Here is a 25324-nt window from a genome sequence, read left to right as displayed (position 1 = left end):
ACGTCCCGATTAGCGCTCGTCCTGGTCCTATCAGCCGGGCTTCTTCTCCAAAGGACCAAGACGTTAATTAACGTAAATGTGCTGGATTAACGTTAATTAACGCTCAGGCGATATCTCCCCCGTTTAATCTGCTCGCCAGCGTGTCCGTCCATTTGCTGCGCCTGCACCTGTGCCCCAGCTGGACGAATGTTGCGACGGTGTCGTACGCGGCAGCCGATTCGACGGCGCGCTCCAATGACGCGTACCGATGGACGGAACATTCAGGCTTGCCGGTCCGCGCGTTGGCGGATAGCGCCGTAGCCTTGAACCACGGGACCGAAGCGTTAATGCCAATTTCAATAGTAATACTATCGATAGATAACTGACGTCATACTTTGATCGTCAGCCACTACCGAGCCGGCTAGGAGCTTATGATTCGTCTAGGAGATGTGTGGGTATCGATCGAGCGCCGTGAGGCGTTTCGCCACGACCAGCCGGTTCGGCTTGGCAGCCGCGCCTTTGACCTGCTCGAGTGTTTGCTGGCAGCGCCTCAGCGGTTGCTTACCAAGGACGAACTCATCGAAGCGGTATGGCCGGATACGGTGGTCGAGGAAAACAATCTCCATGTCCAGATGTCTTCGTTACGCAAGCAGCTGGCGCTGGATCGCGATCTGCTCGAAACCGTGGCCGGCCGTGGTTATCGACTGAATCTGCCCGTCGCACAGCTCGCCTCCGCCAAGGACCATCCGCCAGCGGTCGCCAAGGCGGATGACCGATCGCCCGACTGGAGAGCCCTGGCTACCGTGCATATCGTCGACGATGAATCGACGGTACGTAACGGCCTGGTTCGCCAGCTTAGATCGGCGGGGTTCAGCGCGCTCGCCTACGCCTCCGCCGAGGCCTACCTGTCGACCTGCTCCTTCGAGGATCCCGGCTGTCTGCTGCTGGACGTGCGCCTGAGTCAGAGCAGCGGTCTGGATCTGCAGGCGGAGCTTGCCCAGCGTGGTATCAAGGTGCCGATCGTCTTCATGACGGGCTTCGGCACCATCGACCTGTCGGTACGGGCCATGAAGGCGGGAGCGGTCGGCTTCATCACCAAGCCCTTCGACGAGTCAGCGCTGTTCGACAGCCTGCAGGAAGCCCTGGAAACGGCGCATCGACTGCATGTGCAGGCGCGACGCGAAGATGCGATCCGCGCGCGCTTCGCCACCCTGTCGCCGCGCGAACAGGAGGTTTTCGGTCTGCTGGTCGAGGGCCGACGCAACAAGGACATCGCGCTGGCGCTGGGACTCCAGGAGGTCACCGTCAAGCTGCATAAAAAGCACATCATGACAAAACTGAGCACACGCACCCTAGTGGAGCTGGTCCTGCTGGGTAGAATGGCGGGAAGGCTGCCTGATAGCGCGACGCTCGACATCCAATCCGCCTGAACAGGCACTGGATTCGGCGTACCGTTCGGCACTTCGTATCCTCCGCTCAAGGCTGCCCATGGACGCCGTCTGTGTCGTTGATGATGAACTATCCGTCCGCAAGGCGGTGGTGAATCTGCTCAAGTCGGAAGGCTATCAGGCGGTGTCCTTCCCGTCGGGAGAAAGCCTGCTGAATTCCGAATGGAAGGCGCGGGCCTCCTGCCTGCTCATGGATCTGAACATGCCAGGTCTGTCAGGCCGGGAGACCTATGGGCAGCTGTGCATCGCGGACTACCGCATTCCCATCGTCTACATGTCGGCCGAGGCCGAGGGGGTGGATGTCGAAGCGGTGCGCCTGGATACCAGCGTCCAGTTCCTCGCCAAGCCCTTTACCGCGGAAGCGCTGCTCGCCACGCTGGCTCGGGCCACGGCGCCCTGGGAGTCCTGATGGCAGGAGGACTCGATCGGCCCTGGTGTGATCGCCTGGATTTCAGCGATGAATGGCCGAGCAAGGCGACCTGGATCGCGATCGACGAGGTGGACGGCCTGCACCGCTGGCGTACCTATGACGAGCGTACCCAACGACCCTGGTTGTTGATCACTTCGGCCTCCGCCCAGGTCAACGATCCACGACTGGATCGCGAATATGCGCTGACGCCGCGCCTGGCCGCGGCCTGGGCGGTACTGCCACGCGCCTTGCTCAATACCGCCAATGGACCGGTGCTGGTCCTGGACGATGCGGACGGCGTACCGCTGTCCGCCCTGAGGGCCGTCGATCTACCCATCGATCGCTTCTTCCGGCTGGCCATCGCCGCGACTGCCGCGCTGAACGACGTACACCAGGCGGGTATCCTGCATCGGGACCTCCAACCCGGGAATCTCCTCTGCGGTGCCGGGGATTCGGTGCGTATCACCGGTTTCGCCTATGCCGCCGAGACCGAACGCGTGCCAGGCGCGGGAAGCGACATCGGCTCGTCGAACCTGGCGTATCTGGCACCCGAACTCGCCAACGGCGGACAGGCGGCGGCCACGGTCCGCAGCGATCTCTACGCCCTGGGTATCACGCTGTTCGAACTTGCCACAGGTGACCGACCCTTCGAAGCGGTCGATGCGCCCAGCTGGCTGCACACTCACCTGGCGGTCGAACCACCCTCGGTGACGTCGCGGCGAAGTGACCTGCCCAGCTGTCTGGATCCGCTCATCGCTCGCCTGCTATCCAAGCAGCCGGGTTTACGCTACGCCTCGGCACTGGAGCTCGAGGCCGAACTCCGGCGCTGCCATGCCGATTGGCAGGAGGCTAGTCGCCCGAGTCGGGACGCCTCTGACGTATCGATACAGGTGGCGGAGGCGTCCCCACGCGCCTTGATCGGCAGGACGCAGGACCTTGGGCTACTCCAGGACGCCCTGGATGACCTGCTGGCGGAGCAGGGGGGGCTCGTGCTCGTGAGTGGCGAAGCCGGGCTGGGTAAGACGGCGCTGGTGACTGGATTCTTCGCGAATGCGCCCGGACGACAGCTGTATGCGATGGGCAAGGGCAGGGCGCTGGGACATGCCAGCCCCTATGGTTTGCTCGCCAATGCGCTCTCCTCGCTATGCAAGTCGCTGCGCGACGATCCACGCCAGAGCGGCGAATACTGGGCGTCGCGACTCAGGGTGGCGATCGGCGAATTCGGCAGCGCCGTCACGCGGCTGGTGCCGGAACTGGAGCAACTCGTAGGACCTGCGCGCCTCAGCGTGACGCCCAACATGAGCGAGGCACGCCGTCACCTGCATGGCACCCTGCAGCAGCTGCTGCAGGCCGTAGCCACGCCCGATCATCCCCTGGTGCTGTTTCTGGATGACGTGCACCGGGCCGATGCCGAGTCCCTGACATTCCTGCGCGAACTCGAGCCCGGGCAATTCCGGCACCTGTTGCTGGTGGTCGCCTATCGAGCCAGTGCCTTGCGTCCCGAGGCGGCCGCGGCGGCCTTCCTGGCGCATTGCCGCTCACTGAGGTGCCGGGTCAAGGAGGTGCCGCTGGCACCGCTGGATGACCAGGCGCTGACCGAGCTCCTGGTGCAGGAGACCTTCCTCACCGACGCCGAACGGGCGTTCCTGAAGGCGAAGATCGGGCAGGACGGCAGCGTGAATCCGCTGTACTTCCGCCAGGCCGTGGCCGCGTTTCGCGAAAATGCCATGGGCGCCGACATCCCTTCCGGTGGCATGTCCTCGCTGGTGGACCTGCGCGTCGAAAAGCTGCCGATGCGTACGCGCGAGCTGATGGAAAAGCTCGCGCTGCTGGGCAATGAAACCGCCGTGGCGGAGTTGGCGCTGATTGCGGAGCTGGATCCGGCATCTGTCATTCGCTGGCTCAAGCCGGCGTTCGTGGCGGGCCTGATCGTCGAGCACCGCGCCGGATTGTCGTTCGTCCACGATTCCATCTGGGAAGCACTGGCAGCACGGCTGGCACCCGGTGCCCGGCAGGCGATGCATCAGGACTTCGCCCTGCGCCTTACCGCCGCGGTGGCCTCCGGCGACCAGCCCAGCCTGGTCCACCGTGCGGCGTCCCATGTGCTCGAGGTGCCTGCCGATGCCTTTCCCGCGGAACAGACGGCGGCCCTGGTAGCCCTGCTGGTGGACGGCGCGCAACAAGCGCGTGGCCTGGTGGCACCAGCGGTCGCCCTGGATTATCTGCACTATGCCGAGCGACTGAATCCCGCGCTCGCCGTCGGCGATGAGGAGCCAGCCTCCCAGGTCAGGGTCCTCTACGGACAATGCCTCATCCTCAATGCGTCCTACGAGGTGGCCAAGGACTACATCGACACGCAGCTGCAGGCAACTCGCCGCGCCGACCATCGTGCCGAATTGTACCGGCTGCGCTGCGAGATATTTTCGCTGCAGGGGGACTACCGGGGGGCGCTCCAAACCCTGGCGCAGGGCCTCGCCCACCTGGCGCCTGACATCGACCTGCTACTGTCGGATCATGCCGCCGAAGCCTTGGGCCGGAGCGTCGCCGAATCGCTCGGTACCGACCCGGCAGCTGCCTTCGGTCAGCTGGCGCCCTTGACGGACGAGCGCATCAAGGCGAGCGTCGACCTGCTGCGCGCAGTCATCGTCCCAGGTGCCTTCGTCGAACCCAACCTGATGTGGGTGGCCGCCAGCCAGATCGTCCGGCTGACGCTCGCGCATGGACTCAGCGTCGCCGGCGTCGAGGGGCTTGCCTGGTTTGGCGTGGCGACAGCCCATCATCTGGGACGGCATGGCGATGCCTTCCGCTACGCCGAAGTCGCCTCCGAACTCAGTGCCGAGCCGCGCTTCACCAAGGCGCGCGGCGCGGCCCTGATCGCACTCGAGCGGGTGAGCGTCTGGACCAGACCATTGCCCTATTCGGTGGAGTGTGCCGAGTCCGCCTACCGGTTTCTGGTGTCAAAAGGCAGTCCTAGCTTCGCCTGCTATGCGAACAACCACATCATTTCCGACCTGATCGTGCTGGGGGCGCCGATCGAACGCATGCTCCGGCAGATCGATACCGGTCTGCAGTACGCGCGGCACCTCGAATTCACCGATGCCCAGAGCATCCTTTTCATCCAGGCGCTCTACATTCGGCGGCTGGCCGGTGACATCGGCAAGTCCATCCCCATTCCCGATCATGCGGAGCTTGCGCAGCGTGTCGCCCGCTCGCAGATGGGTGAGCTGCACTTCCTGTGGGAGCTGTTCGAGGGGCTGTATCTGTTTCTGGACGGCAGTCTCACTCGAGCGGCGGGGCATCTGGATCGGGCCTGGGCGCTGGCTTGGGCAGCCCCTATACATGTCCATCTGGTAGATCTGGCGTTGTTCACGGTGCTCACCCGCGCCGCTCTACAGACCCAAACCGGCACCACCGAGGATTTCAGTCGCCCGCTCCAGTGCCTGAGATCCGCAGCGGAGCTGAACCCGCGCTATTTCGGCGACCGCCTGGCGCTGGCCGAAGCCGAGATCCAGCGCATCGAAGGTAATCATCTGCAGGCCCTGCTGCACTACGAGGACGCGATCGACAAAGCCACCGCCTGCGGGGCGATCCACATTCAGGGGCTGGGCCACGAGCTGGAAAGTCGCTGCCTGGCCCTGGTCAGCATGCATTACGGGGCTCGGGTACACCTGCGACTGGGACGTGACGCCTGGTGCCGGTGGGGCGCCAAGCGCCTGGCCGAACGCCTTGAATTGACCCATCCCGACTTGCGGGAAGCGCCCGCCTTGGCGCCCAGCCTCGCGCTTCCGGGCAAGCATGAACTCGACGTTCTCGCCATCACCAGGGCCTGCCAGGCGCTCTCACGGGAGATCGAGCCGGAAGCCCTGATCAAGACGCTGTTGGCCAACGCGACCACCCACGCTGGCGCGACCTTCACCGCGCTGTTGCTAGGCGCCGAGGATGACCTGGAGGTCGAGGCCATCGGCGTCGCCCAGGCCAGTGGCGTGGAGGTAAGGCTTCGAGGCGAGCTGCCCCGTGACCTGCCAATACCTCGTTGCCTGGTCCGGCATGTGCTCGAACATCGCGAGCCGCTCGCCATCAATGGCACCGAAGCCCTGCGCCGTTTCACCCAGGACCCGCACCTGTTGGAGCTCGAACGCGGCTCGGTGGGCTGCATTCCCCTGCTCAAGCAGAACGGGGTCATCGGCGTGCTCTATCTGGAGAACGCCCTCATTCCAGGTATCTTCGAGCCGGCGCGCGTGGACGTCCTGGAGCTGATCGCTGCCCAGGCTGCCATTTCGCTGAGCAACGCCCAGCTCTACAGTGACCTCAGCGCCGAGAACGAGCGGCGGCGAGCCAGCGAAAGCACCTTGCGGCGGATGCAGGCCCTGCTGGCGCTGGGCCAGGCGGTGAGTCGCTATGCAACCTTCTCCTGGAAACCTCAGGCATCCGCCTCGCTGTGGTCGCGCCAGCTGCTCGATCAGCTTGGCTTGCCTGCCCCGGGTGATGCCGGCTACCTGCACGACGCGGCGCTGCTGGTCCATCCGGACGATCGAGAAACGTTCGGCGAGCAGTTGCGCCAGGGTGTCCAAAGCCACGATGCCTTTCGTCTCAAGTTCCGGACGGTGGCACTCGACGGCAATCACCATTTCCTGGAACTGGCCGGGGAGCCGGACGACACGGGCAATGGCTTCATCGGCGTACTGCTGGATATCACCGAACGCAGCCAGACCGACATCGCGCTACGTGCCGCCCGCGGTGAACTGGAGCGGACCTCCCAGGCGAGCGTGCTGGGCGAGCTGGCAGCATCCATCGCCCACGAGATCAATCAGCCGCTGGCTTCCATCCTGTCCAATGCCGGTGCGAGCGTGCGTTGGCTGGATCGGGCGGTCCCCGCAGTGGAAGATGCCCTGGAGGGGATTCGCGATATTCTGTCCGAGGGTCAGCGAGCGGCGGACATCGTCAATGCCATGCGCTCCCTGGCGCGCCAGGCGCCTCCGCAGCGCCAGCCGATCGCGGTAGATGGCGTCATCAATCGGGTGCTGTCCGTCACCCGGGCCGATATTCAGGACCAGAACGTGGGGCTGGTCATCGACATTGCCCCTCATGCCTATGCTCTGGGCGATGCTACTCAGATCCAGCAGGTGGTGCGCAACCTGATCATTAATGCGGTCGAGGCGATGCAGGATCTGCCGCCTTTGCGGCGACGGCTGTACATTTCAGCCCGTCCGGTGCGTGAAGACATCCTGGTGATCGTGCAGGATAGCGGGCCTGGCGTTGCGCCCGGCTGCGAAGATCGCGTTTTTCAGGCGTTCTACACCGACAAGCCCACCGGGATGGGAATGGGCCTGGCCATCTGCTGGTCAATCATCAGTGCCCACGGTGGCTCGCTGCGCTGTACCCGCGGTCGGCGCGGGGAAAGTCTGTTTTTCTTCACGCTGCCGCGCATGGGGGAGGGGATCGCCCAACTTCCTGCAGCCGCGCTTAAATGACCTTTAAGAACGTTTCACATCGGCTAAAGGGCAGCGCCGCGCGATGTCCGGCACGCTCTCTCCATCAGTTTCAGGAGAGATCTCATGCCCAGCTCTTACTTGCCTCACGCCCGCGCCCTGGACGCCGAGACCTACCAACTGGTCGACTTGCTCAAGGACGCCCTGGAGAATGCCTGCGCAGTGGAGACGCGGCGCCTGCTGGAAGCCGGGCGAGAGCTGTGCGGTCACCTCTTGCAGCACTACGCGCGGCCTGAAGGTGAACCACAGGCACGTATCGCGCTGGCACCCTGGCAGGAACGAAAGGCGAAGGAGCTACTGGGCAAGGACCAGGGCGACAGCAGCCGGCTGATGGTCGCGGAAGTCGCGAAAAGCTGCTCGCTCTCGCGTAGTCACTTCTCCCGCGCCTTTAAGAAAGCCACGGGCGTATCCCCTCAGGAGTGGGCCCTGGCCTGCCGAATCGACAAGGCCAAGGGTCTGCTGGTGGAGACAGATCTTTCCGTTGCCTACGTGGCTCTGGAATGCGGCTTTTCCGACCAGTCCCACTTCTGTCGGACCTTCGCAAGGTTTGCCGGTCATACCCCGCGCCGTTGGCGATCCATGCGGCAGGACGTGATGCACGACGCAAGTGATATCCCTGCGGATACTATCCGTACGGCTAGTTGATGTTATTGGTGCAAGTGGAAAGCATGCAGGGACGGCACCGGGCGGCGGCCACGCCGGGCGCGCACTCCGGGCGACAGACGACCCGGCCGTTCTGCCATGCGACGTCATGACTACAGCGCTTTCCGACAGGTTCCAGGCACTACGGCACCCTGCTGCCGAAAGGTCTCGCCGACGCTGCGCAGTTCGCTTCAGCCTATCTGCAGGGCGATTTGTTCGAGTCGCGGAGACGAGTCACGAGGTAGTTCGATGGCCAATGGCGTTCGACGCCGCGTTGCGAACGGCGTGGGCGAATAGCCGACCGCTCCAGCAGAGCGGTCAAAGCGGTGGTTGGCTGGGACGGACGCGCTTCACATCCAGGCTCAGGTCGAGCCGATGGAGAGCGGGTAATGACCCCGATCCCGCCCCCGTTGTGTCTGATCCGCGGTACCTGCATGCAACAGGGCGTCGCAACGCGGGATCGCTGGCCCTGCACATTGTCCGGGCCGCGGTTTTCCGGTGCTTTCCAGGCGTGTTCTCGAGGTGGCAGGCACCTGTCGGTGCAAAGGGGACAGGGAGTCTTTCCCGTGCGCAGCAGGTCCGAAAGAAGAACATTCGACCCACTGTCTCTATACCCGTCCCAGCTTCCTCTTTCACAACCAGGAGCTTGTCCATGGAATCGGTAGGCAAAGACTACATCGCTGGCGTTCAGATGCTTGCATCGTTCGGAAAGGACCTCAGGCGGGCCAAGGCGCATACGGCCAGGTATTTCGACATCATGGCCGATCTTGCGGGCGGTGAAGACGTCGCTGAAGTCTGGACGCACATTCAGGCAACTGAAGATCGTTTCAAGGCCGTTGTGCTTGGCCGATTCTTCGAAATCATTACTCACCCGCTTTCCCACGACGACGAGGGAAAGATTGCCTGCATTGTCTTGATCCGAAACGCGGTCACCAACGAACCTATCGAGCTTTATCGTTTCATGATCACGAGGGCCGGGGAGGCACAAACCGAGAAAAGAGAAGAGTTGATCAGTCATCGATCAGAAGCCGGCCCCGAGATGCTTTTGGTGCAGATCAGCCTCGCTGTGCTGCATTCGCGTCCCAGTTGAATTACCAAAACATGATAATCACCGCAGCTAGTCGCTAGTCGCTAACCGGCGGCACCTCGACGAAGAGCATGCTCATGGCCAGGCCAGACGAGCTGCCGCCAGACAGTACGAAGCTCTGAAGGTGGACAGATGCTCGCTCTCGAAAGTCTAGGGACCCTACCGGACTGATGTACGCAGCAGTAAGGACTCCAACAACGTCACGTCAGCGGTGGCCATGGAGGCTACTGAGGAACATTGGAGATCTGTCATGGGAGAACATGTATCTGCCTTATCCATCACGGCTGATGGGTAAGCGTTCTTTCAACGTCGGTAAGCGTCTGGTTCATGGCATCGGCATCCGGCCGGCTGATCGTTCCGTCGCGAGCCTGTAGATGCCCGGCACGTGTCTGCACCTGGCCTACGGCCATTTGCAAACGTGCTGCCTGTTGCTTGGACACCTGGTGACCCTTGACGGCAAGGTTTATCCGCTCACTCAACGAGGCTGCCCGGTGCTGGAGGTAGTCGCTATCCGTTTCCAGCGCCTGCTGGCCGAAGGCGGGGCTGCTAAGCAGAATCGCGGGTGCTAGGAGTAGTGGTAGCAACAGATGGCGCATGGCGATTTTCTCGTGGTGAAAGAGGTGTCTTACCATGCCGTGCCGGCATCCTCATAGGTGGCACTCGACAGCCCTGCTCACCCCTTAGACGACAGGCAAAAAAAGCCCCGCTCTCTGGCAGGGCTGAAGTCAATGAGGGTTGGAGCACTCATGCTAACTCTGATCGCGATGTCTAATAGGAGTTCCGGCGGGGTTCTGGACGATTCGTGCCCGGCGATGTTCGCACTCGCTCATGTTGAGGTAGATAGGGCGTGCGCGGCCTGCCGGGCAGCGTGAAGGGCGAGCGGCGTGCGACTTCTGTCCTAGCGATCCTGCAGGGCTCGACGCAACCCGGCGTTGCCCAGCGACACGGCCAAGCAGTCCTCGGCCAGGCCAAGACCCGCATTGACCCAGGCATTGGTGCCGTAGCGCTTGCGTAGATCGATCGCCAACTTGGCGGCAAGACAGGCGGCGCTGGAGCCGATCAATGCGGGCAGCAGTATCGGTTGTCGCCGCGCACCTGCGAGCGCTGCCGCACTGATGCCGCCGGATAGGGCACGGACCAGCAGCGAAGGCGCAATGGTGCGATCCGGGGCGAAGGGCATCTTGTCGCCGAACAGCTCACCGGCGGCCAGGGGCATCACGTAGCGCCGTACCTGGCGCGACGCTAGGGTACGTGCAGGTTCGCCCGCGCCCTCTATGTCCGCACGGTCGGCCAGCGCCTGGCTGACCATGGTCGGCGCCAGCATGCTGCGCATGCCTGTCACCACGCCAATAGCCAAGGCGCCCCACAAGAGGTTGCTGGTTGTCGTCATCGTCGATTCTCCCGGTGGTCGTTCCCATACGGACCGGGTGCGCGCGGGACTGTTCAGCTCGATGGAGCCGCAAATCGCGCGCGCTTTCGTAATCCAAAGTGAACGATGCCGCTACCGACTCAACTCATAGGCGCACATGTTCACCGTCGCCGCCAGATTCAGCGATTCGATGGCGCCCGCGCCAGCGATGGTGAAGGGCTGGGCATTCAGGGCCGCGAGGTGCTCGCGGGGAACGCCGCGGGCCTCGTTGCCGAACAGGTAGCAATCGAAGGCCTTGAACTGGGCTGACTGCACCGGCGTGCCTTGCATATCGAGGCAGGCGAGGCGCGGGAAGCGCTCCTGCAGGCCGTCGAGTGTGACATCCAGCTCCAGCGGCGTGTGGAAGATGGCGCCCATGCTGGCGCGGACCACCTTGGGGTTGTAGGGGTCGACGCTGCCTGGGCTGAGCAGGCAGCGGAAGCGCCCGAACCAGGCCAGGGTGCGCAGGATGGTGCCCAGGTTGCCCGGATCCTGGATCTCGTGCAGATAGACGGCGCGCTCGCCCTCGACCGCTGCTGCCACGGGCTCCCGGGGCATGGGCACCACCGCAAGGATGCCCTGCGGGGTCTTGGTGTCGGCGAGCTGGGCCATCTGGCGGTCGCTGATCAGGTGCGTGCGGAATGGACTCTGCCAGTGTTCGTAGGCGCCCGTCACATAGAGTTCGGCGCGCTGCAGCGCGGGATGCTGCAGCGCGGCCTTTTGCAGTTCCAGCGCCAGGTGCTCGCCCTCCACCAGGAAGTGGCCGAATTCGGCGCGGTACTTCTTCTGGTGGAGCTTCTTGATGTCGTCGAGCTTCATCAACCCGCAGCCCGAACCAGCAGGGCGTCCTGGGCGTCGCCTTCCGCGAGCATCGCCTTGGCCAGGGCCTCGGCAACCTTGATGCCGTCCACGCCGGCGGAGAGGATCCCACCGGCATAGCCGGCGCCTTCCCCGGCCGGATACAGGCCGCGCATATTCAGGCTCTGCAGGCTGTCGTTGTCGCGGGTGATGCGCACTGGCGACGAGGTGCGGGTCTCGATGCCAGTCAGGATGGCGTCATGGCGATCGAAGCCGCGGATCTGCTTGCCGAAGGCGGGCAGGGCTTCGCGAATGGCCTCGATGGCATAGGCGGGCAGCGACGGCGCCAGATCGCCCAGGCGTACGCCGGGCTTGTAGGAGGGCTCGACTTCACCGAATTCGGTGGAGGGCACGCCGCGAATGAAGTCGCCGACCAGTTGGCCGGGCGCGCAATAGTCGCTGCCGCCCAGTTCGTAGGCGCGCGATTCCAGGCGCTCCTGCAACTCGACGCCGGCCAGCGGATCGCCGGGGAAGTCCTGCTCGGGATTGATGCCCACCACGATGCCGGAGTTGGCATTGCGCTCGTTGCGCGAGTACTGGCTCATGCCGTTGGTGACCACGCGGCCCGGCTCGGAGGTGGCGGCCACCACGGTGCCGCCCGGGCACATGCAGAAGCTGTAGACGGCGCGGCCGTTCTTGGCGTGATGGACCAGCTTGTAGTCGGCAGCGCCCAGTTCCGGGTGGCCGGCGTACTTGCCCAGGCGGGCCTGGTCGATCATGCCCTGGGGGTGTTCGATGCGGAAGCCGACGGCGAAGGGCTTGGCTTCGATGTACACGCCCTGGCGGTGCAGCATGCGGAAGGTGTCGCGGGAGCTGTGGCCCAGGGCGAGGACCACGTGGCGGCTGTGCAGGGTTTCGCCACTGGCGAGCACCACGCCTTCGAGCTGGCCGTCGTTGATCACCAGGTCGGTCACCTTGCTCTCGAAGCGGACTTCGCCGCCGAGGGCGATGATCTCTTCGCGCATGGCGGCGACCACGCCGGTCAGGCGGAAGGTGCCGATGTGCGGCTTGCTGACGTAGAGGATCTCTTCCGGCGCGCCGGCGCGGACGAACTCGTGCATCACCTTGCGGGCGTAGAACTTCGGATCCTTGATCTGGCTGTAGAGCTTGCCGTCGGAAAACAGCCCCGCACCGCCTTCGCCGAATTGCACGTTGGATTCGGGGCTCAACACCTTCTTACGCCACAGCGCCCAGGTGTCCTTGGTGCGGCTGCGCACGTCCTTGCCGCGCTCCAGCACGATGGGCTTGAAGCCCATCTGGGCCAGCAGCAGGGCGGCGAACAGGCCGCAGGGACCGAACCCCACCACCAGCGGGCGCTCGGTCAGATTCGCTGGCGCCTGGCCGACCGGATAGTAGCCGGTGTCCGGCGCCGGACGCACGTGCAGGTCATTGGCGAAGCGCGCCAGCACCGCCGCCTCGTCGCGCACTTCCAGGTCGATGATGTAGATGAACAGGATGACGCTGTTCTTCTTGCGCGCATCGTAGCTGCGCTTGAACACGGTGAAATCGAGGAGGTCGGCGTCGCTCAGCTTCAGGCGTTCCAGGATGGCCTGGCGCAGCTCGGCGGGGGTGTGGTCAAGCGGCAGAGACAGTTCGTTGATGCGAATCATGACAATAATCCTGGCCGGTGACTCCGGCAAAGGAAGGGACGAGGAGGGGTAGGGCGGCGATTGTACCCGGCGGCTCCAGCGCTGTCAGGCCGGGACGATGGGCGCTCCACTGGGCGGCCTGGCGGTCGCTTGGGCGATCCCCGATTCGTCCCCGGGCGTTATCGGCTTATAATCGCCGCCACTTTGCGGCTGGCCAGACCTGGCGCGCGTCCGCTCCTCACCCGCTTTCCCGTGGTAGCTCCAACATGAAAAGATCCAAAAGCAGCCGTCGCTGGCTGGATGAACACGTCAACGATCCCTACGTCAAACGCGCTCAGAAAGACGGCCTGCGCTCGCGCTCCAGCTACAAGCTGATCGAGCTCAACGAGAAGGACAAGCTGATCCGTCCCGGCATGCTGGTCATGGACCTGGGCTCCGCGCCCGGCGGCTGGTCGCAGGTGGCCGGCGGCATCGTGGGCGACAAGGGCCGCGTGGTGGCCACCGACATCCTGCCGATGGGAGCCCTCGACAACGTCGACTTCGTCCAGGGCGACTTCACCGACGATGCCGTCTTCCAGAAGATCCTCGGCGTGCTCGATGGCCGCCAGCCCGATCTGATCGTCTCCGACATCGCGCCCAACATCAGCGGGGTCGCGGCGGCCGACCAAGCGGCGGCGATGTACCTGGTGGAGCTGACCCTCGACATGGTGCGCCAGGTGCTCAAGCCGGGCGGCAACTATGTGGTCAAGGTCTTCCAGGGCGAAGGCTCCGATGTCTTCCTGAAGGACGTACGCACCTCCTTCGAGAAGGTGTCGATCCGCAAGCCCGAAGCCTCGCGTCCCCGCTCGCGTGAGGTCTACCTGGTGGGCAAGGGTTTCAAGGGCTAGGGCCGCTCCAGCATCAGGCGCGGGCCTGTCGATGGCCCGCTGAGATGCCTGCCCGCCACGCGGTGGAGTCCACGGCGAAAGCCTGGTTGATCATTAATTCCTACCGTGACTTGTCGAGGTCTGCACAGGATCCTGAGACAGGTACGGCGCATCGTCGTGTCCTTCGTCAAGACGTTCCTTAGCCCTGTGGGCCGGGAAACTGCGTGGCCAGGATCTGATTCGCCTATCTATCCATATCTAGCAACTGTGAGGCGATGTTTCCGTCGGGAGTTAATTCCTGAACGACTGCTAGGGTTCTCTATGATCCGCGCCCATACCGGTGTTGCCGCGATCTTTTGCCGAAAAGCAGGGAGCTGGATAGATGGATGGGTATGTGTTCGAGACGGCCAGAAGATTGCTCACGGATATCTACGGCGCCTTGTACGAAATGGAAAACGGGCAGGGCTTTCGCTGTGTAAAGGCCGAGCGCGGCCAGCTCTTCCTCTACCGGCCCGCTGCAGGTCTGGCGGAGGGCAATCTGGGCGAGATTGCCTTCGACGTCGAATCCCATGCCAGAAGGGCAGGTCGAGGGATCGTTGAAACCAGACACTTCTTCAAGCAGCTGAAAGCCGGCAGCGGCCATGCCACCGAATGTGACAGCCGCTATGACTGGCCACGGGTCGGTTTCTCCGAAAAGGCGGAGGTCAGACTGATAGCGCTGCGACTGCAGGAGTTTCTCGGCCTACGCAGCTGAGGTTTTGCAGGCGTACCCCTTGTTTCGCCGATCCCTGCAGTGCAGGGATGATAGGGCAGGCTTGACAGCTCCCGTGGAGCGTCCTCCAGCTGAAGATGCTCACCCGGGGTGAACACCTTCGCCAGGGTCGGCTCGCTATCAGGCAGGCTCCTCGAAAAGCGCATAGCCAGTGGGTACGCGACCTTGGGTAGTGTGCCGGGAGCTGTCGACCAGCGCTGCGGCTCGCTTGGCCAGGCCCGGTTTCGACCCCTTGGTAGCGGGGTGCGCCAAGCGTTGCGTGGACGAGGCGCCGTTCAGGACGAAGAACTCCATCAGTTGCTGCAACTGCTCGGCCTGGCTGCTCATCTCTTCGGCGGTGGCGGCCAGTTCCTCGGAGGCCGAGGCGTTCTGCTGGGTCACCTGGCTCAGTTGCAGCATGGCGCTGTTGATCTGGTCGACGCCAGCGCTCTGTTCTTCCGAAGCGGCGGTGATCTCCTGCACCAGGTCGGAGGTCTTGCTGATGGAGGGCACCATGTCGTCCAGCAGCGAGCCGGCGCGTTCGGCCAGGGCCACGCTGCCCTGGGCGACATTGCTGATCTCCTGGGCCGCCACCTGGCTGCGTTCCGCCAGCTTGCGCACCTCGGAGGCCACCACCGCGAAGCCCTTGCCATGCTCACCGGCGCGCGCCGCTTCGATGGCCGCGTTGAGTGCCAGCAGATTGGTCTGGTAGGCGATGTCGTCGATGATGCCGATCTTGGCGGCGATGGTCTTCATGGCCACCAGGGTGTCTCTCACGGCCTGACCGCCTTCGTTCGCCTCGCGGTTGGCCTTGCCGGCCATGCCGTCGGTGACCTTGGCGTTCTCGGTGTTCTGGGCGATGGAGGCCGACATCTGCTCGACGCTGGCGCTGGTTTCCTCGACCGAGGCGGCCTGCTCGGTGCTGGCCTGGCTGATGCTCTGGGCGGTGGCGGAGATCTCTTCCGAGGCGCTGGCCAGGCCATCGGAGGCACTGCGGACGTCACTGATGATCTGCCCCAAGCGCTGGTTCATGCCGCCCATGGCGCGGAGCAGGGCCGCGGTCTCGTCACGGCCCTCGGCCTCGATGCGCTGGGTGAGGTCGCCGGCGGCCAGGCGATCGGCGATCGCGACCGCGGCGCGCAGGGGGCGGGTGATACTGCGGCTCATCAGGAAGCCGAGCAGGATGCCAAAGGCCACGCCCACCGCGATGAGGCCGATCAGCATGACCCGGCTGCGGGCATAGATCTGGTCGGTGAGGTCGTTGGCGTCGCTGGCGTTCTGCTCCTTGCGTTTGGACAGTTCGGTCATCAGCACACCCACCTGGTCGCCATAACGGCGGACACTGACCAACTGACTGTCCAGCTCAGGATCGGCATCACGCAGCGTCCGCTTGCCGGCGATCGCCATGGCCTGGTCCAGCTGAGAGGTATAGCTGCCGAGCAACTCGTCGATCTGCCGGAAATTGGCGGCCGATGCCTCGCTGCTAAAGAGAGGGCGAGCCTTGGCGAGATTGTCCCGCACATTGGCCAGCCCCAGCTTGACCTCCGCCTGGGCACGAGTGCGATCCTCTTCGGAGGTTGCCAGCAGGTAGTTGCTGCGCGCGCGGCCGATAAAGACCAGATTCATGTTGGCCTCCTTGATGTAGGAAAGCCCGAGCAATTCGTTCTGATAAAGCTGAGTCGCGAGATCGTTGATCTGACTGCTGTTGCTGAGGCCCGCCAATCCCACCACCAGGCTGATGGACGCCACGGCGATGAAGGACACGATGAGGCGGGTGCCAATCCGGAAATTCTTGAACATCTGAAAGCTCCTCGGAGAAGGACTAGCGGTCACAGCTAGCTGCAAGCGACGACGGGATAGTGACGTCAATAGTCAGGCTTTCGGTGCGAATATCTGGAAGTTTATGGTGGCTCTTTGCCGCTTTTACAAATGGCAGCCAATTCGCCGAACTTTCCTGAAGTTTGGCCAATAAACGTTGTTGCAATAGCTTTTCGGAGGGGGTAGACGTAGCGAAGGCGTTCTGAGAACTCATTGATCAGCTGGCCTGATCATTCGTCTTCGCACCCGAACGGCTTACTCGCGCCTCGTCCATGACCGCCTCGGCCGGTGAGCCTTGGCGCGTGCGCCAGGCGGCGATGGCGGCACCTGGCTTTAGGCCTGGCGTTACCACAGGGCCTCGATGAAGCCGCGAATCTCTTGGGACAGGTCGTCATCCTCTGCTGTTCCGCCCATGAAACCGCCGTGGGGCATGCCTTCGCCGAGGTAGAACTCGACAGGCACCCGGGCGCGGCGCAGCCCACGATGCAAGCGCGCCGCGTTGGACAGGAACAGGTCGCGGGTACCCGTTTGCAGGAAGGTGGGCGGCAATCCCTCAAGCTGACCGAACAAGGGCGAAAGATAGGGTTGGGCGAGATCCGCGTCGCCCGCATAGAGTTGATTGATGGGCATCAGGGGCAGGGGCAGCATCACATCCACATGGCGGTTGGTGTGGAAGCTGTCGCCGGATTCGGTCAGGTCGACCTCGGGTGACAGCAGCACCAACCCGGCGGGCATCGGCAGACCTTCGTCGCGACCGCGCAAGAGCATCGCCAGCGCCAGGTTGCCACCCGCCGAGCGTCCGATGAGAACGATATCGGCGGGGGAGTACTGGCTCAGCACATGCCGATAGGCCACAAGGCAGTCATCCAGCGCGGCAGGAAAGGGAAAGTCAGGCGGCAGGCGATAATCCACGCCGAAGCACCGAACGCCGTAGCGGTCGGCCTGTTGCTGCGCGCCGACGCGGCAGGCCTCGCCACCGCCGAACAACAGGGCACCACCGTGCAGGTCGATACAGGCTCGCTGGGGGTGTGCCGATCCTTCAGGCGTGGCGACATGGATTTCGGTATCACCGAGGATCAGGGTGTCGACACTGGCGCGGGGGTGGCTCGCCATGCCTTTCACCGCCAACGCATAGTGGTCGTTCACCTGGTCCTTGAGCGCTTGCCAGGCTGCCTTGTCCGCTAACGGCGGTAGCGGCTGAAGCGCATTGACCGGAAGACCCTGGGCAGTGACCAGGCGTTGCCGCGCAGCCCTCGCCGGCGCGCTGATCGAGGTGGGAAAGGGCACGATGCGTTGCGGCACCAACACGCCTTCAGACGGAAGGGTGGTCACGGCCTTGGCCATAAGCGACTCCGGTATTGGGTCCAGTGGGGGACGGCGATGGAGGGGCGAGTCGCCACTTCCGGTAGTCGGGCATCAGGCATGAATCACGGACATTGCAGCGCTCAGCGCCCCGAGCGCCTCGTCGTCAGGCGCCGCATCCGTCACCAGGGTGCTGACATCGGCCAGCGGGATGATGCCGTAGGGCGAGGCCGCGCCGAGTTTTTCCCGCGTTGCCAGCACAAAGGTCTCCGCCGCTTGACGGCTGATGATGCGCTTGATCGCGGCTTCCTCGGCATTGCCGGTGGTGGCGCCCGTCTCGGGATGCAGCCCGGTCACGCCCATGAAGTAGCTGTCGACTCGTACCCGAGCGATGGCCTCCGCACAGGCTGTGCCAAGGGTCACGATGGAATGCTTGAACAGGCGGCCACCGATGAGTTCGACCTCGATCAGCGGATGCTCGACCAGCTCTACCGCGATGTTCGGGCTATGGGTGACCACGGTGATCTCAAGCTCCTTGGGCAGGTGGCGGACGAGTTGGACATTGGTCGTGCCGCCATCGATAAAGATGATCTGTCCCGGTTGGATCAGGCGGATGCCCGCCTGGCCGAGCGTTACCTTACTGGCCATGGACGCCTCTTCGCGCCTGGCGTAGTCCGCGACGGCAGCCGAAGCCGGCAAGGCGCCGCCATGCACGCGTTGCAGCACGCCTTCCGCTGCCAGCTCCCGCAGATCACGGCGAATGGTGTCTTCCGAGACCCCCAATTGCTGGCTGAAGGTCTTGGCCACCAGCCGGCCTTCCCGGCGCAGCACCTGCTGGATAAGCGCCTTGCGTTCACGGGTCAGCATCGGGGACTCCTGCACGAAAATTCTTGACGTTGCACGAAACTGCACGAATTCTAGCGCGAAGCCCTAGAGTGGTAAATACCGCTCGCCAACCCAGAGGATCGCCTATGAGCATCGCCCCGCGTATTCGTGTCGAAGAGGTCAAGGTGTTGTCTGACGACTGGTTCATCCTGAAGAAGACCACCTTCGCCTTCCTGCGCAGTGACGGCACCTGGCAGCGGCAATCGCGAGAGACCTACGATCGCGGCAATGGCGCGACCATCCTGCTCTACGATCCCCGGCGGCGCACCGTGGTGCTGACGCGCCAGCTGCGCTATCCGGCTTTCGTCAATGGGCACGACGACCTGCTGATCGAGGCGCCCGCCGGCCTGCTCGACGCCGCCGAACCCGAGGTGCGAATCCGCGCCGAGGTCGAGGAGGAGACGGGCTTTCAGGTACGGGAAGTGCGGCAGGTGTTCGATGCCTTCATGAGTCCCGGTTCGGTGACCGAGCGGCTGCATTTCTTCGTCGGCGAGTACGCCCCGGGCGATCGCAAGTCGGCCGGGGGTGGCAATGCCGCGGAAGGCGAGGACATCGCCGTGCTCGAGGTCGACCTGGACGAGGCGCTGGCGATGATCGATGCCGGGACCATTCGCGACGGCAAGACCATCATGCTCCTGCAGTACGCGGCCCTGAAGCTCATACCACACCTGGCGGTCAGCTGATCTCCAAGGCTGACGACCAGGGCTCCAGCGGCCTGTCTCGGATCCCGGAGACGCGGCTTCCGGCGCTGGCCGCCTGGCGGCTAGGACGACGCGCCGGGCCTCAGGAGGGGCAGTACATGGGCGACGTAGTCGGCCTTGCCCAGCTCGACGCCTTGCGCGCGGAGGATGGCGTAGGCGGTCATCACGTGAAAGTAGAACTGCGGCAGCGCCCAGTCGCGGACGTACTGTTCGGTGGTGAAGTCGAACACCAGTCCCTGAGGCAGTTCGTGGGCGATGGGTTCTCCCTCCGCGACGGCAGACCCTTGGGCCGAGAGGGCCTGTACCCGCTCCAGGGTTTCGCGGATGCGGGTCTGTGTCTGGGCCAGCGTGCCCGGCTGTTCGGCCGCGTTGCGTCCTTCGTCGAGCAGAACCTTCAACTCGGGTGGAAAGCTCTGGCCGTACAGGCGCAACAGGCCTTCCTGGGCCTGGACGCAGGCGAAGCGGACCTGGGTGGCGAGGGGAAACATGTCAGGCGCCAGGCGGGCGACCAGTAGCGCCTCGGCCGCACCGCCCGACCGCTGGGCTTCGGCCTTGGTAAGCCAGGCCGAGAGAGCGCCCAGCAGGTTGGTGTAGGTGGGGACGAGGATATCGGCGAAGGTCATGGCGGGTCCTTGATGGGGCTGGAGGCAGTGCCGGGCAGCCCTAGTAGAGCGTGCTGGCGATGCGCTGCGGCAGGGCCTGGTCGTAGGCGTCGCCGTCCACCTGGGTCGGGCAGAGCTGCTTGAGGATGGTGCCGGGAGAAGGCAGCGCGCTGCGCGCCAGGTGCCTGGCAGGATCCCACAGGCCGGCCCGGATCACCGCGCGACTGCACTGGAAGTAGACGCTGGTGACCCTGATTTCCAGCACCGTTCGCGGGCACTGGCCCTTGACCTCGAAGCGGGCCAGCAAGGTCGGATCGACCGCTATGCGGGCGGTGCCGTTGACGCGCAGGGTTTCGCCGATACCAGGGATCAGGAACAGCAGCGCCACCCGGGGATCCTGGAGGACATTACGCAGCGTATCCAGGCGGTTGTTGCCCCGGCGGTCCGGCAGGTAGAGCGTCCTGGCGTCCTCAACCTGCACGAAGCCCGGCGCATCGCCGCGGGGAGAGGCATCGAGCCCCTGAGGTCCTGACGAGGCCAGGACCACGAAGGATGCCGCCTCGATGAAGGGCTGGTACGCGGGGTGGATATGATCGATTTCCTTGAGGATCGAGGGTGCCGCGACCTCACCGTAGAGGCTTTCCAGCGACTCCAGGGTGGTGAGGTAGTCCTGTTGCTGATTGTCCTGCTCCATGCGTGACTCCTGGCGTGTGGTGCTCTGCGCACCTTGGCTAACGCGTGGCTCTTCTGGTGCCAAGCCTTCGCGACAGACAAAGGGTTGGCTGAACTGTAGCCGATACGGTGGAGGAGAGCTCAGTCTGTGGGCAAATTCCCGCGGGCGTCGCCTGGCTAGGGACCTTCGCCATAGCCACCCAAAGAAAGCGCAAGCGGTCGGGTACTTATAGCGGTTTGCCGCTGTCCCAGAAGACCTGATCGGCGCCTGTACCTGCCCCGACAGTCGCCCGCGAACCTCCCATTGGTTGACCAAGAGGAACCTCCTGATGACCCTTCCGCTACGCCTATACGAACTGACCGGTGCCGACGACAGTTGCCGCTTCAGCCCCTATTGCTGGCGCATACGGCTGGCGCTGGCCCACAAGGGGCTGCCGGTCGAGACCGTTGCCTGGCGCTTCCACGAGAAGGAGGCCATTGCCTTTTCCGGGCAGGGCAAGGTGCCGGTACTGGTCGACGGCGAACGCTGTGTGACCGACAGCTGGGCCATCGCCGAGTATCTGGATCACCAGTACCCCGATCGGTCCTCGCTGCTGGGCGATGCCTCGCTCAAGGCGCTGACGCGCTTCGTCAATCAATGGGTTGCCGACAGTGTCCATCCGGCGCTGGCGCGCTTGATCCTGCCCGACGTCCATGCGGTGCTGGATGAAGCCGACAAAGACTATTTCAAGCGGACCCGGGAGGCGGCGTTCGGCGTGTCGCTGGATGCCCTGGCCGCCCAGCGCGAGCGCTCGCTGCAAGCATTTCACGAGGTCCTGAAGCCCCTGCGCAGTACCCTGGCCGTGCAGGATTACCTGGCCGGTGCAGCCCCGGCCTACGCCGATCACATCGTCTTCGGCGCCTTCCAATGGGCTCGGGTCGTCAGCGCGCAATCGCTATTGGCCGAGGACGATCCGCTCACCGCCTGGTGCGAACGCATGCTCGACGCCTACAACGGCCTGGCCCGCCAGGCGCCAACGGCAGCCGAGCGGTAATTCACTGCGACGCTAAGCCATTAGTCCGTCCTTGCACGCCATTGGGACGTCTGCGGAGACAAACGCCCCAGTGGCCAGCATCGGCAGCTTTCGTTTCCTGGCAGGGTCCTACTGCATCACCGGTTGGCGCTGGGCGACCGACTGAGCATCTTCTTGTCGAGTCTGTTCGGAGAGGAAATCCGCGGGCAGGGTTTCGACATAGAGACTGCGGCTGGACAGGGCGAAACGCACGCCGATCCTGGCGAAGGCTTCCATCATCTCGATATTGATCGCCTGCTGGATGTCCATGTACACGTTGTAGCTGGCATCCAGCACGATATAGACGACTTCGAATTCCAGCGAACTGTCACCAAAGGTCAGCAAGTGGGCGCGGTCGAAGCGCGTCTTGTCCTGCCGTTGAATGATTTCCTTCAGGGCAGCGGTGACCTGTTTTATCTGGCTTGGCTGGCTGGCATAGGTCAGCCCGAATTTGAAGACGATGCGACGCTCCTGCAGCTTCTTGTAGTTCTGGATGGTGCTGCCGATCATCTCGGCGTTCGCCATGACGATCTGCTCGCCGCCCAGGCTTCTGATCCGCGTCGTCTTCAGGCCCACATGTTCGACGGTGCCTGCCAGCGAGCCCACGACGATGAAGTCACCCACCTCGAAGGGTTTGTCCACCGCGATGGACAGGGACGCGAACACATCGCCCAGAATGTTCTGCACGGCCAGGGCGATGGCGATGCCGCCCACGCCAAGGCTGGCGACGAAGGCGGTGATGTTCACCCCCAGATTGGACAGCATGGCCAGGCTGACCACGGCCCAGAGCAGCACCTTGGCGCCCCAGAGCGACAAGGTGGCCAGGGCGCTGCCCTGATAGACGTCGGCCTGGCTGTGCTTGACGAAGTAATGATGCACCGCCAAGGCTACCGCTCGGTTGGCCCATAGCCCGACCTGCAAGGCCGCTACCACGAACCAGAGGCTGCTGACCCGCGTCAGCCAGCGCTCGGGCAGATCCAGTATCCCCACGCCGATCAGAATGGCGGCCAGCAGCAGCAAGGTATTGCTCGTGCTGGAGAGCACCTGGATGGCGATCTGGCTGACATGAGCGCCCGGCTTTTCCGCGCGGGTCCGCAGATTTCTCAGGACGAAACCGATGACGGTGCGGGCGAGGGTGAAGCTGAGCAGGATGAGGCACAGCATGGCGAGCCAGTTGGCCAGCGAGATGCCGAGCAGACTGGTCGATAGCAGGGTGTTGAAAAATCCGAGATCCATAAAGCAGGGGGTCTTCTAGCCGGTTCAGAAATCGCCACGACTCGGCCGCGCAGGCGCGGTCGCGACTCGTTTTATCCCAGCGCGCTCTTGGTCAACTGGAACACAGGACACCGTCCGCCAGCTCGGCCATTCAGCCAGGAGCCCACGGATGGCATCAGCCAGGTTTGAGTTCTTTGAGCTGGTGCCGTGCACTTTTTTTCACGGGCGGGCGCGATTCGACTCGTGGTGACAGCACTGCTGGCGACGGCGAGCGCCTCTGGCCCAGGCGTTACGGCAGGCGCTGCCGACTCGATAAAAAGTCGCTTCACCCACCTTTTGCCAGGCCGTGCTGGAGGCGATGAGCAGCGAGGAGATTCGCGCTCGATTGAGCGGGGAATGGCGATTTCGCGAGCGGGCCGACAGCACGTCGACCGGCCGGGCTCCCGAGGCGATGATCTGGCGGGCGAGACCAGATCGACCCTGGGAGCCCACTCGGGCTCAGTGACTGTAGCCGGTCGGCTTGTTGCGGATGGTCTTGAGCAGGTCTTCCGGGCTGATGCTGGCGAGCGCCTTGGCCGCGGCCTGGCTGCCCGGCAGCGGCAGGTCGAGGATATGGCCCTTCATCTTGCCCACCACGTGCATCTCGCAGGGCTTGCAGTCGAACTTCAGGGTCAGCACCTCATCACCGTGGACCAGCTGCATGGGCGCGACCTTGGTGCGCACGCCGGTGACGCCCTTGGCCTGCTTGGGGCAGAGGTTGAAGGAGAAGCGCAGGCAGTGCTTGGTGATCATCACCGGCACCTCGCCAGGCTCTTCATGGGCCTCGTAGGCCGCGTCGATCAGTTGCACGCCATGACGATGGTAGAAGTCGCGGGCCTTCTGGTTATAGACGTTGTAGAGAAACGACAGGTGCGACTCGGGATACACCGGCGGCGGGCTGGTCTCGGCCTTGCGGCGACCGCGCGGGTGAGCGGCGACGCGTGCGGCGGTCAGCTGTTCGATGGCCTCGCGGCGCAGTGCCTTGAGTTGCGAATTGGGGATGAAGAAGGCCTGGGGCGCATCCAGCGTCACGTCCAGGGCGTGGTACTCGGTGGTGCCCAACTGGGTCAGCAGGTCGCGCAGACCATCCAGCGCCTGTTCTGGCTTGTTGGTCACACCGAAGGGACCGTCCAGGGCAACACGGGCGCTGACGCCTTCCTCGCTGGTGGCGGTCAGCTGGAGCCGTTGCTCGCGCAGCTCGACCTGCCAGCGCACGCCGATACGACGCTCGGCGCTGGTCTTGAGCAGGGCCTGCTGCCAGTTGTGGTCCAGGTTGCGCGACAGCGGGTGATTCGGCCGTAGGCGATACAGTCCCTCGGGCATCTCGTTGGGTTCGACGCGATAGCGGTAACGCTTCGCCCCGTCTTCCTCGCCATCTTCATAGAACGTGCTCTTGAGCTCGGCGACGTTGGCGCGAAAGCCCACCACCTCGCGCTTGACCAGCACATTGAGGCCATCACCGTTGGACAGCGGCTCCTCGGTCACGGCGATGAAGTCGCGCTTGCTGACCTTTTCCACCTGACCCACCGGCAGACCGGTAAAGGTCGGCGAGTCGAAGGCGCCGATGTCCACCTTGCGGTCGGTGACGAAGTAGTCGGTGCTGCCGCGGTGGAAGGTCTTGTCCGGGTCGGGCACGAAGAAATGCGCGGTACGGCCGCTGGAGGCACGGGCCAGGTCGGTGCGATCTTCGAGGATCTCGTCGAGCAATTGGCGGTAGTAGGCGGTGATGTTCTTCACGTAGCCCATGTCCTTGTAGCGCCCCTCGATCTTGAAGGAGCGCACGCCGGCCTCGACCAGGGCACGCAGGTTGGCGCTCTGGTTGTTGTCCTTCATCGAAAGCAGGTGCTTCTCGAAGGCCACCACCCGACCCTGGTCATCCTTCAAGGTGTAGGGCAGGCGGCAGGCCTGGGAACAGTCGCCCCGGTTGGCGCTGCGGCCGGTCTGGGCGTGGGAGATGTTGCACTGGCCGGAGAAGGCCACGCACAGGGCGCCATGGATGAAGAATTCGATGGCCGCGTCGGTCTCGGCGGCGATGGCCGAGATCTCCTGCAGATTCAGCTCACGCGCCAATACCAGCTGCGAGAAGCCGGCCTGATCGAGAAACCTGGCCCGCGCCAGGGTGCGGATGTCGGTCTGGGTGCTGGCATGCAGCTCGATCGGCGGGATGTCCAGCTCCAGCACGCCCAGGTCCTGCACGATCAGCGCATCCACGCCGGCGTCGTACAGCTGATGAATCAGCTTGCGCGCTGGCTCCAGCTCGTCGTCATGCAGGATGGTATTGATGGTGGTGAACACCCGCGCGTGGTAGCGCCGGGCGAATGTCACCAGCTCGGCGATCTCGCTGACCTCGTTACAAGCATTATGCCGCGCCCCAAAGCTCGGCCCGCCGATGTAGACGGCATCGGCCCCATGCAGGATGGCCTCCCGCGCAATCCCGACATCGCGGGCAGGGCTGAGCAATTCCAGATGGTGCTTGGGCAGGGACATGGCAATTCTTCTCGATCAGGCGTGG

At 64.0% G+C, this 25324-nt stretch carries 20 protein-coding genes; 9 read left to right on the top strand and 11 right to left on the bottom strand.

The features are described 5' to 3' along the window. The first annotated feature begins 410 nt into the window (after positions 1-410). From FEZ61_RS06440 to FEZ61_RS06420, 5 genes are all read left to right on the top strand, one after another. Positions 411-1409, top strand: coding sequence for a response regulator (locus tag FEZ61_RS06440; protein ID WP_173147857.1), 999 nt, complete (start codon positions 411-413; stop codon positions 1407-1409). Positions 1410-1467: 58 nt separating this feature from the next. Continuing rightward, positions 1468-1836 (top strand): response regulator, encoded by a 369-nt coding sequence (locus tag FEZ61_RS06435; RefSeq protein WP_173147855.1) that lies wholly within the window; start codon positions 1468-1470, stop codon positions 1834-1836. Then, positions 1836-7307: an AAA family ATPase gene (locus FEZ61_RS06430; RefSeq protein ID WP_173147853.1), complete on the top strand. Its 5472-nt coding sequence runs from the start codon at positions 1836-1838 to the stop codon at positions 7305-7307. Before FEZ61_RS06435 ends, FEZ61_RS06430 begins: the two co-directional genes overlap by 1 nt. A gap of 84 nt (positions 7308-7391) precedes the next feature. Then, on the top strand, positions 7392-7970 hold the full coding sequence (locus FEZ61_RS06425) for an AraC family transcriptional regulator (RefSeq protein ID WP_173147851.1): 579 nt from the start codon (positions 7392-7394) through the stop codon (positions 7968-7970). A 649-nt stretch (positions 7971-8619) separates the two neighbouring features. Further along, positions 8620-9057, top strand: a complete 438-nt coding sequence (locus FEZ61_RS06420; protein WP_017641382.1) for a hypothetical protein — start codon at positions 8620-8622, stop codon at positions 9055-9057. A gap of 275 nt (positions 9058-9332) precedes the next feature. Here FEZ61_RS06420 and FEZ61_RS06415 read toward each other — a convergent pair whose 3' ends face one another. The 4 genes from FEZ61_RS06415 to FEZ61_RS06400 form a co-directional block, all read right to left on the bottom strand. Further along, positions 9333-9650 (bottom strand): hypothetical protein, encoded by a 318-nt coding sequence (locus FEZ61_RS06415; protein ID WP_093252168.1) that lies wholly within the window; start codon positions 9648-9650, stop codon positions 9333-9335. A 302-nt stretch (positions 9651-9952) separates the two neighbouring features. Continuing rightward, positions 9953-10444, bottom strand: a complete 492-nt coding sequence (locus tag FEZ61_RS06410) for a DUF4126 domain-containing protein (protein ID WP_173147849.1) — start codon at positions 10442-10444, stop codon at positions 9953-9955. A 111-nt stretch (positions 10445-10555) separates the two neighbouring features. Beyond that, the gene (locus tag FEZ61_RS06405; RefSeq protein WP_173147847.1) at positions 10556-11281 is read right to left on the bottom strand and encodes an RNA methyltransferase; all 726 of its coding nucleotides are present in this window, start codon (positions 11279-11281) and stop codon (positions 10556-10558) included. After that, positions 11281-12930, bottom strand: coding sequence for an NAD(P)/FAD-dependent oxidoreductase (locus tag FEZ61_RS06400; RefSeq protein ID WP_173147845.1), 1650 nt, complete (start codon positions 12928-12930; stop codon positions 11281-11283). The genes FEZ61_RS06405 and FEZ61_RS06400 overlap by 1 nt, the downstream gene beginning before the upstream one ends. Before the next feature lie 245 nt (positions 12931-13175). Between FEZ61_RS06400 and rlmE the strand changes: the two genes are divergently transcribed. Next, complete coding sequence (gene rlmE / locus FEZ61_RS06395) at positions 13176-13796, top strand: 23S rRNA (uridine(2552)-2'-O)-methyltransferase RlmE (RefSeq protein ID WP_007158737.1); 621 nt, start codon at positions 13176-13178, stop codon at positions 13794-13796. Positions 13797-14157: 361 nt separating this feature from the next. After that, entirely contained in the window at positions 14158-14529 is a 372-nt protein-coding gene (locus tag FEZ61_RS06390) for a hypothetical protein (protein ID WP_173147843.1), read from the top strand. Positions 14530-14667: 138 nt separating this feature from the next. Here FEZ61_RS06390 and FEZ61_RS06385 read toward each other — a convergent pair whose 3' ends face one another. From FEZ61_RS06385 to FEZ61_RS06375, 3 genes are all read right to left on the bottom strand, one after another. Beyond that, positions 14668-16326, bottom strand: a complete 1659-nt coding sequence (locus FEZ61_RS06385) for a methyl-accepting chemotaxis protein (protein WP_173147841.1) — start codon at positions 16324-16326, stop codon at positions 14668-14670. Positions 16327-16689: 363 nt separating this feature from the next. After that, positions 16690-17688 carry an alpha/beta hydrolase gene (locus tag FEZ61_RS06380; protein ID WP_173147840.1) on the bottom strand — a complete coding sequence of 333 codons (999 nt, stop codon included), beginning with the start codon at positions 17686-17688 and terminating at the stop codon, positions 16690-16692. Positions 17689-17760: 72 nt separating this feature from the next. After that, positions 17761-18513, bottom strand: a complete 753-nt coding sequence (locus FEZ61_RS06375; protein ID WP_173147838.1) for a DeoR/GlpR family DNA-binding transcription regulator — start codon at positions 18511-18513, stop codon at positions 17761-17763. A 104-nt stretch (positions 18514-18617) separates the two neighbouring features. Between FEZ61_RS06375 and FEZ61_RS06370 the strand changes: the two genes are divergently transcribed. Further along, the gene (locus FEZ61_RS06370; protein ID WP_017641350.1) at positions 18618-19214 is read left to right on the top strand and encodes an NUDIX domain-containing protein; all 597 of its coding nucleotides are present in this window, start codon (positions 18618-18620) and stop codon (positions 19212-19214) included. Positions 19215-19294: 80 nt separating this feature from the next. On the opposite strand, the gene FEZ61_RS06365 is transcribed toward FEZ61_RS06370, so the two are convergent. After that, on the bottom strand, positions 19295-19855 hold the full coding sequence (locus FEZ61_RS06365; protein WP_173147836.1) for a DUF1993 domain-containing protein: 561 nt from the start codon (positions 19853-19855) through the stop codon (positions 19295-19297). Positions 19856-19895: 40 nt separating this feature from the next. Beyond that, complete coding sequence (locus tag FEZ61_RS06360; protein ID WP_173147833.1) at positions 19896-20528, bottom strand: pyridoxamine 5'-phosphate oxidase family protein; 633 nt, start codon at positions 20526-20528, stop codon at positions 19896-19898. 307 nt (positions 20529-20835) lie between these two features. Here FEZ61_RS06360 and FEZ61_RS06355 point away from each other — a divergent pair, with 307 nt between their 5' ends. After that, positions 20836-21540: a glutathione S-transferase family protein gene (locus tag FEZ61_RS06355; RefSeq protein WP_160922700.1), complete on the top strand. Its 705-nt coding sequence runs from the start codon at positions 20836-20838 to the stop codon at positions 21538-21540. A gap of 108 nt (positions 21541-21648) precedes the next feature. Here FEZ61_RS06355 and FEZ61_RS06350 read toward each other — a convergent pair whose 3' ends face one another. Together FEZ61_RS06350 and FEZ61_RS06345 are read right to left on the bottom strand one after the other, a co-directional pair. Next, on the bottom strand, positions 21649-22794 hold the full coding sequence (locus tag FEZ61_RS06350) for a mechanosensitive ion channel family protein (protein ID WP_160922699.1): 1146 nt from the start codon (positions 22792-22794) through the stop codon (positions 21649-21651). A gap of 477 nt (positions 22795-23271) precedes the next feature. Further along, positions 23272-25299, bottom strand: a complete 2028-nt coding sequence (locus FEZ61_RS06345; protein WP_173147832.1) for a U32 family peptidase — start codon at positions 25297-25299, stop codon at positions 23272-23274. Between the last annotated feature and the right edge of the window lie 25 nt (positions 25300-25324).

Source organism: Pseudomonas sp. MS15a(2019), from assembly GCF_013277805.1.
GTDB lineage: Bacteria > Pseudomonadota > Gammaproteobacteria > Pseudomonadales > Pseudomonadaceae > Chryseomonas > Chryseomonas benzopyrenica.
This window is presented reverse-complemented; position numbering and strand designations above follow the sequence as displayed.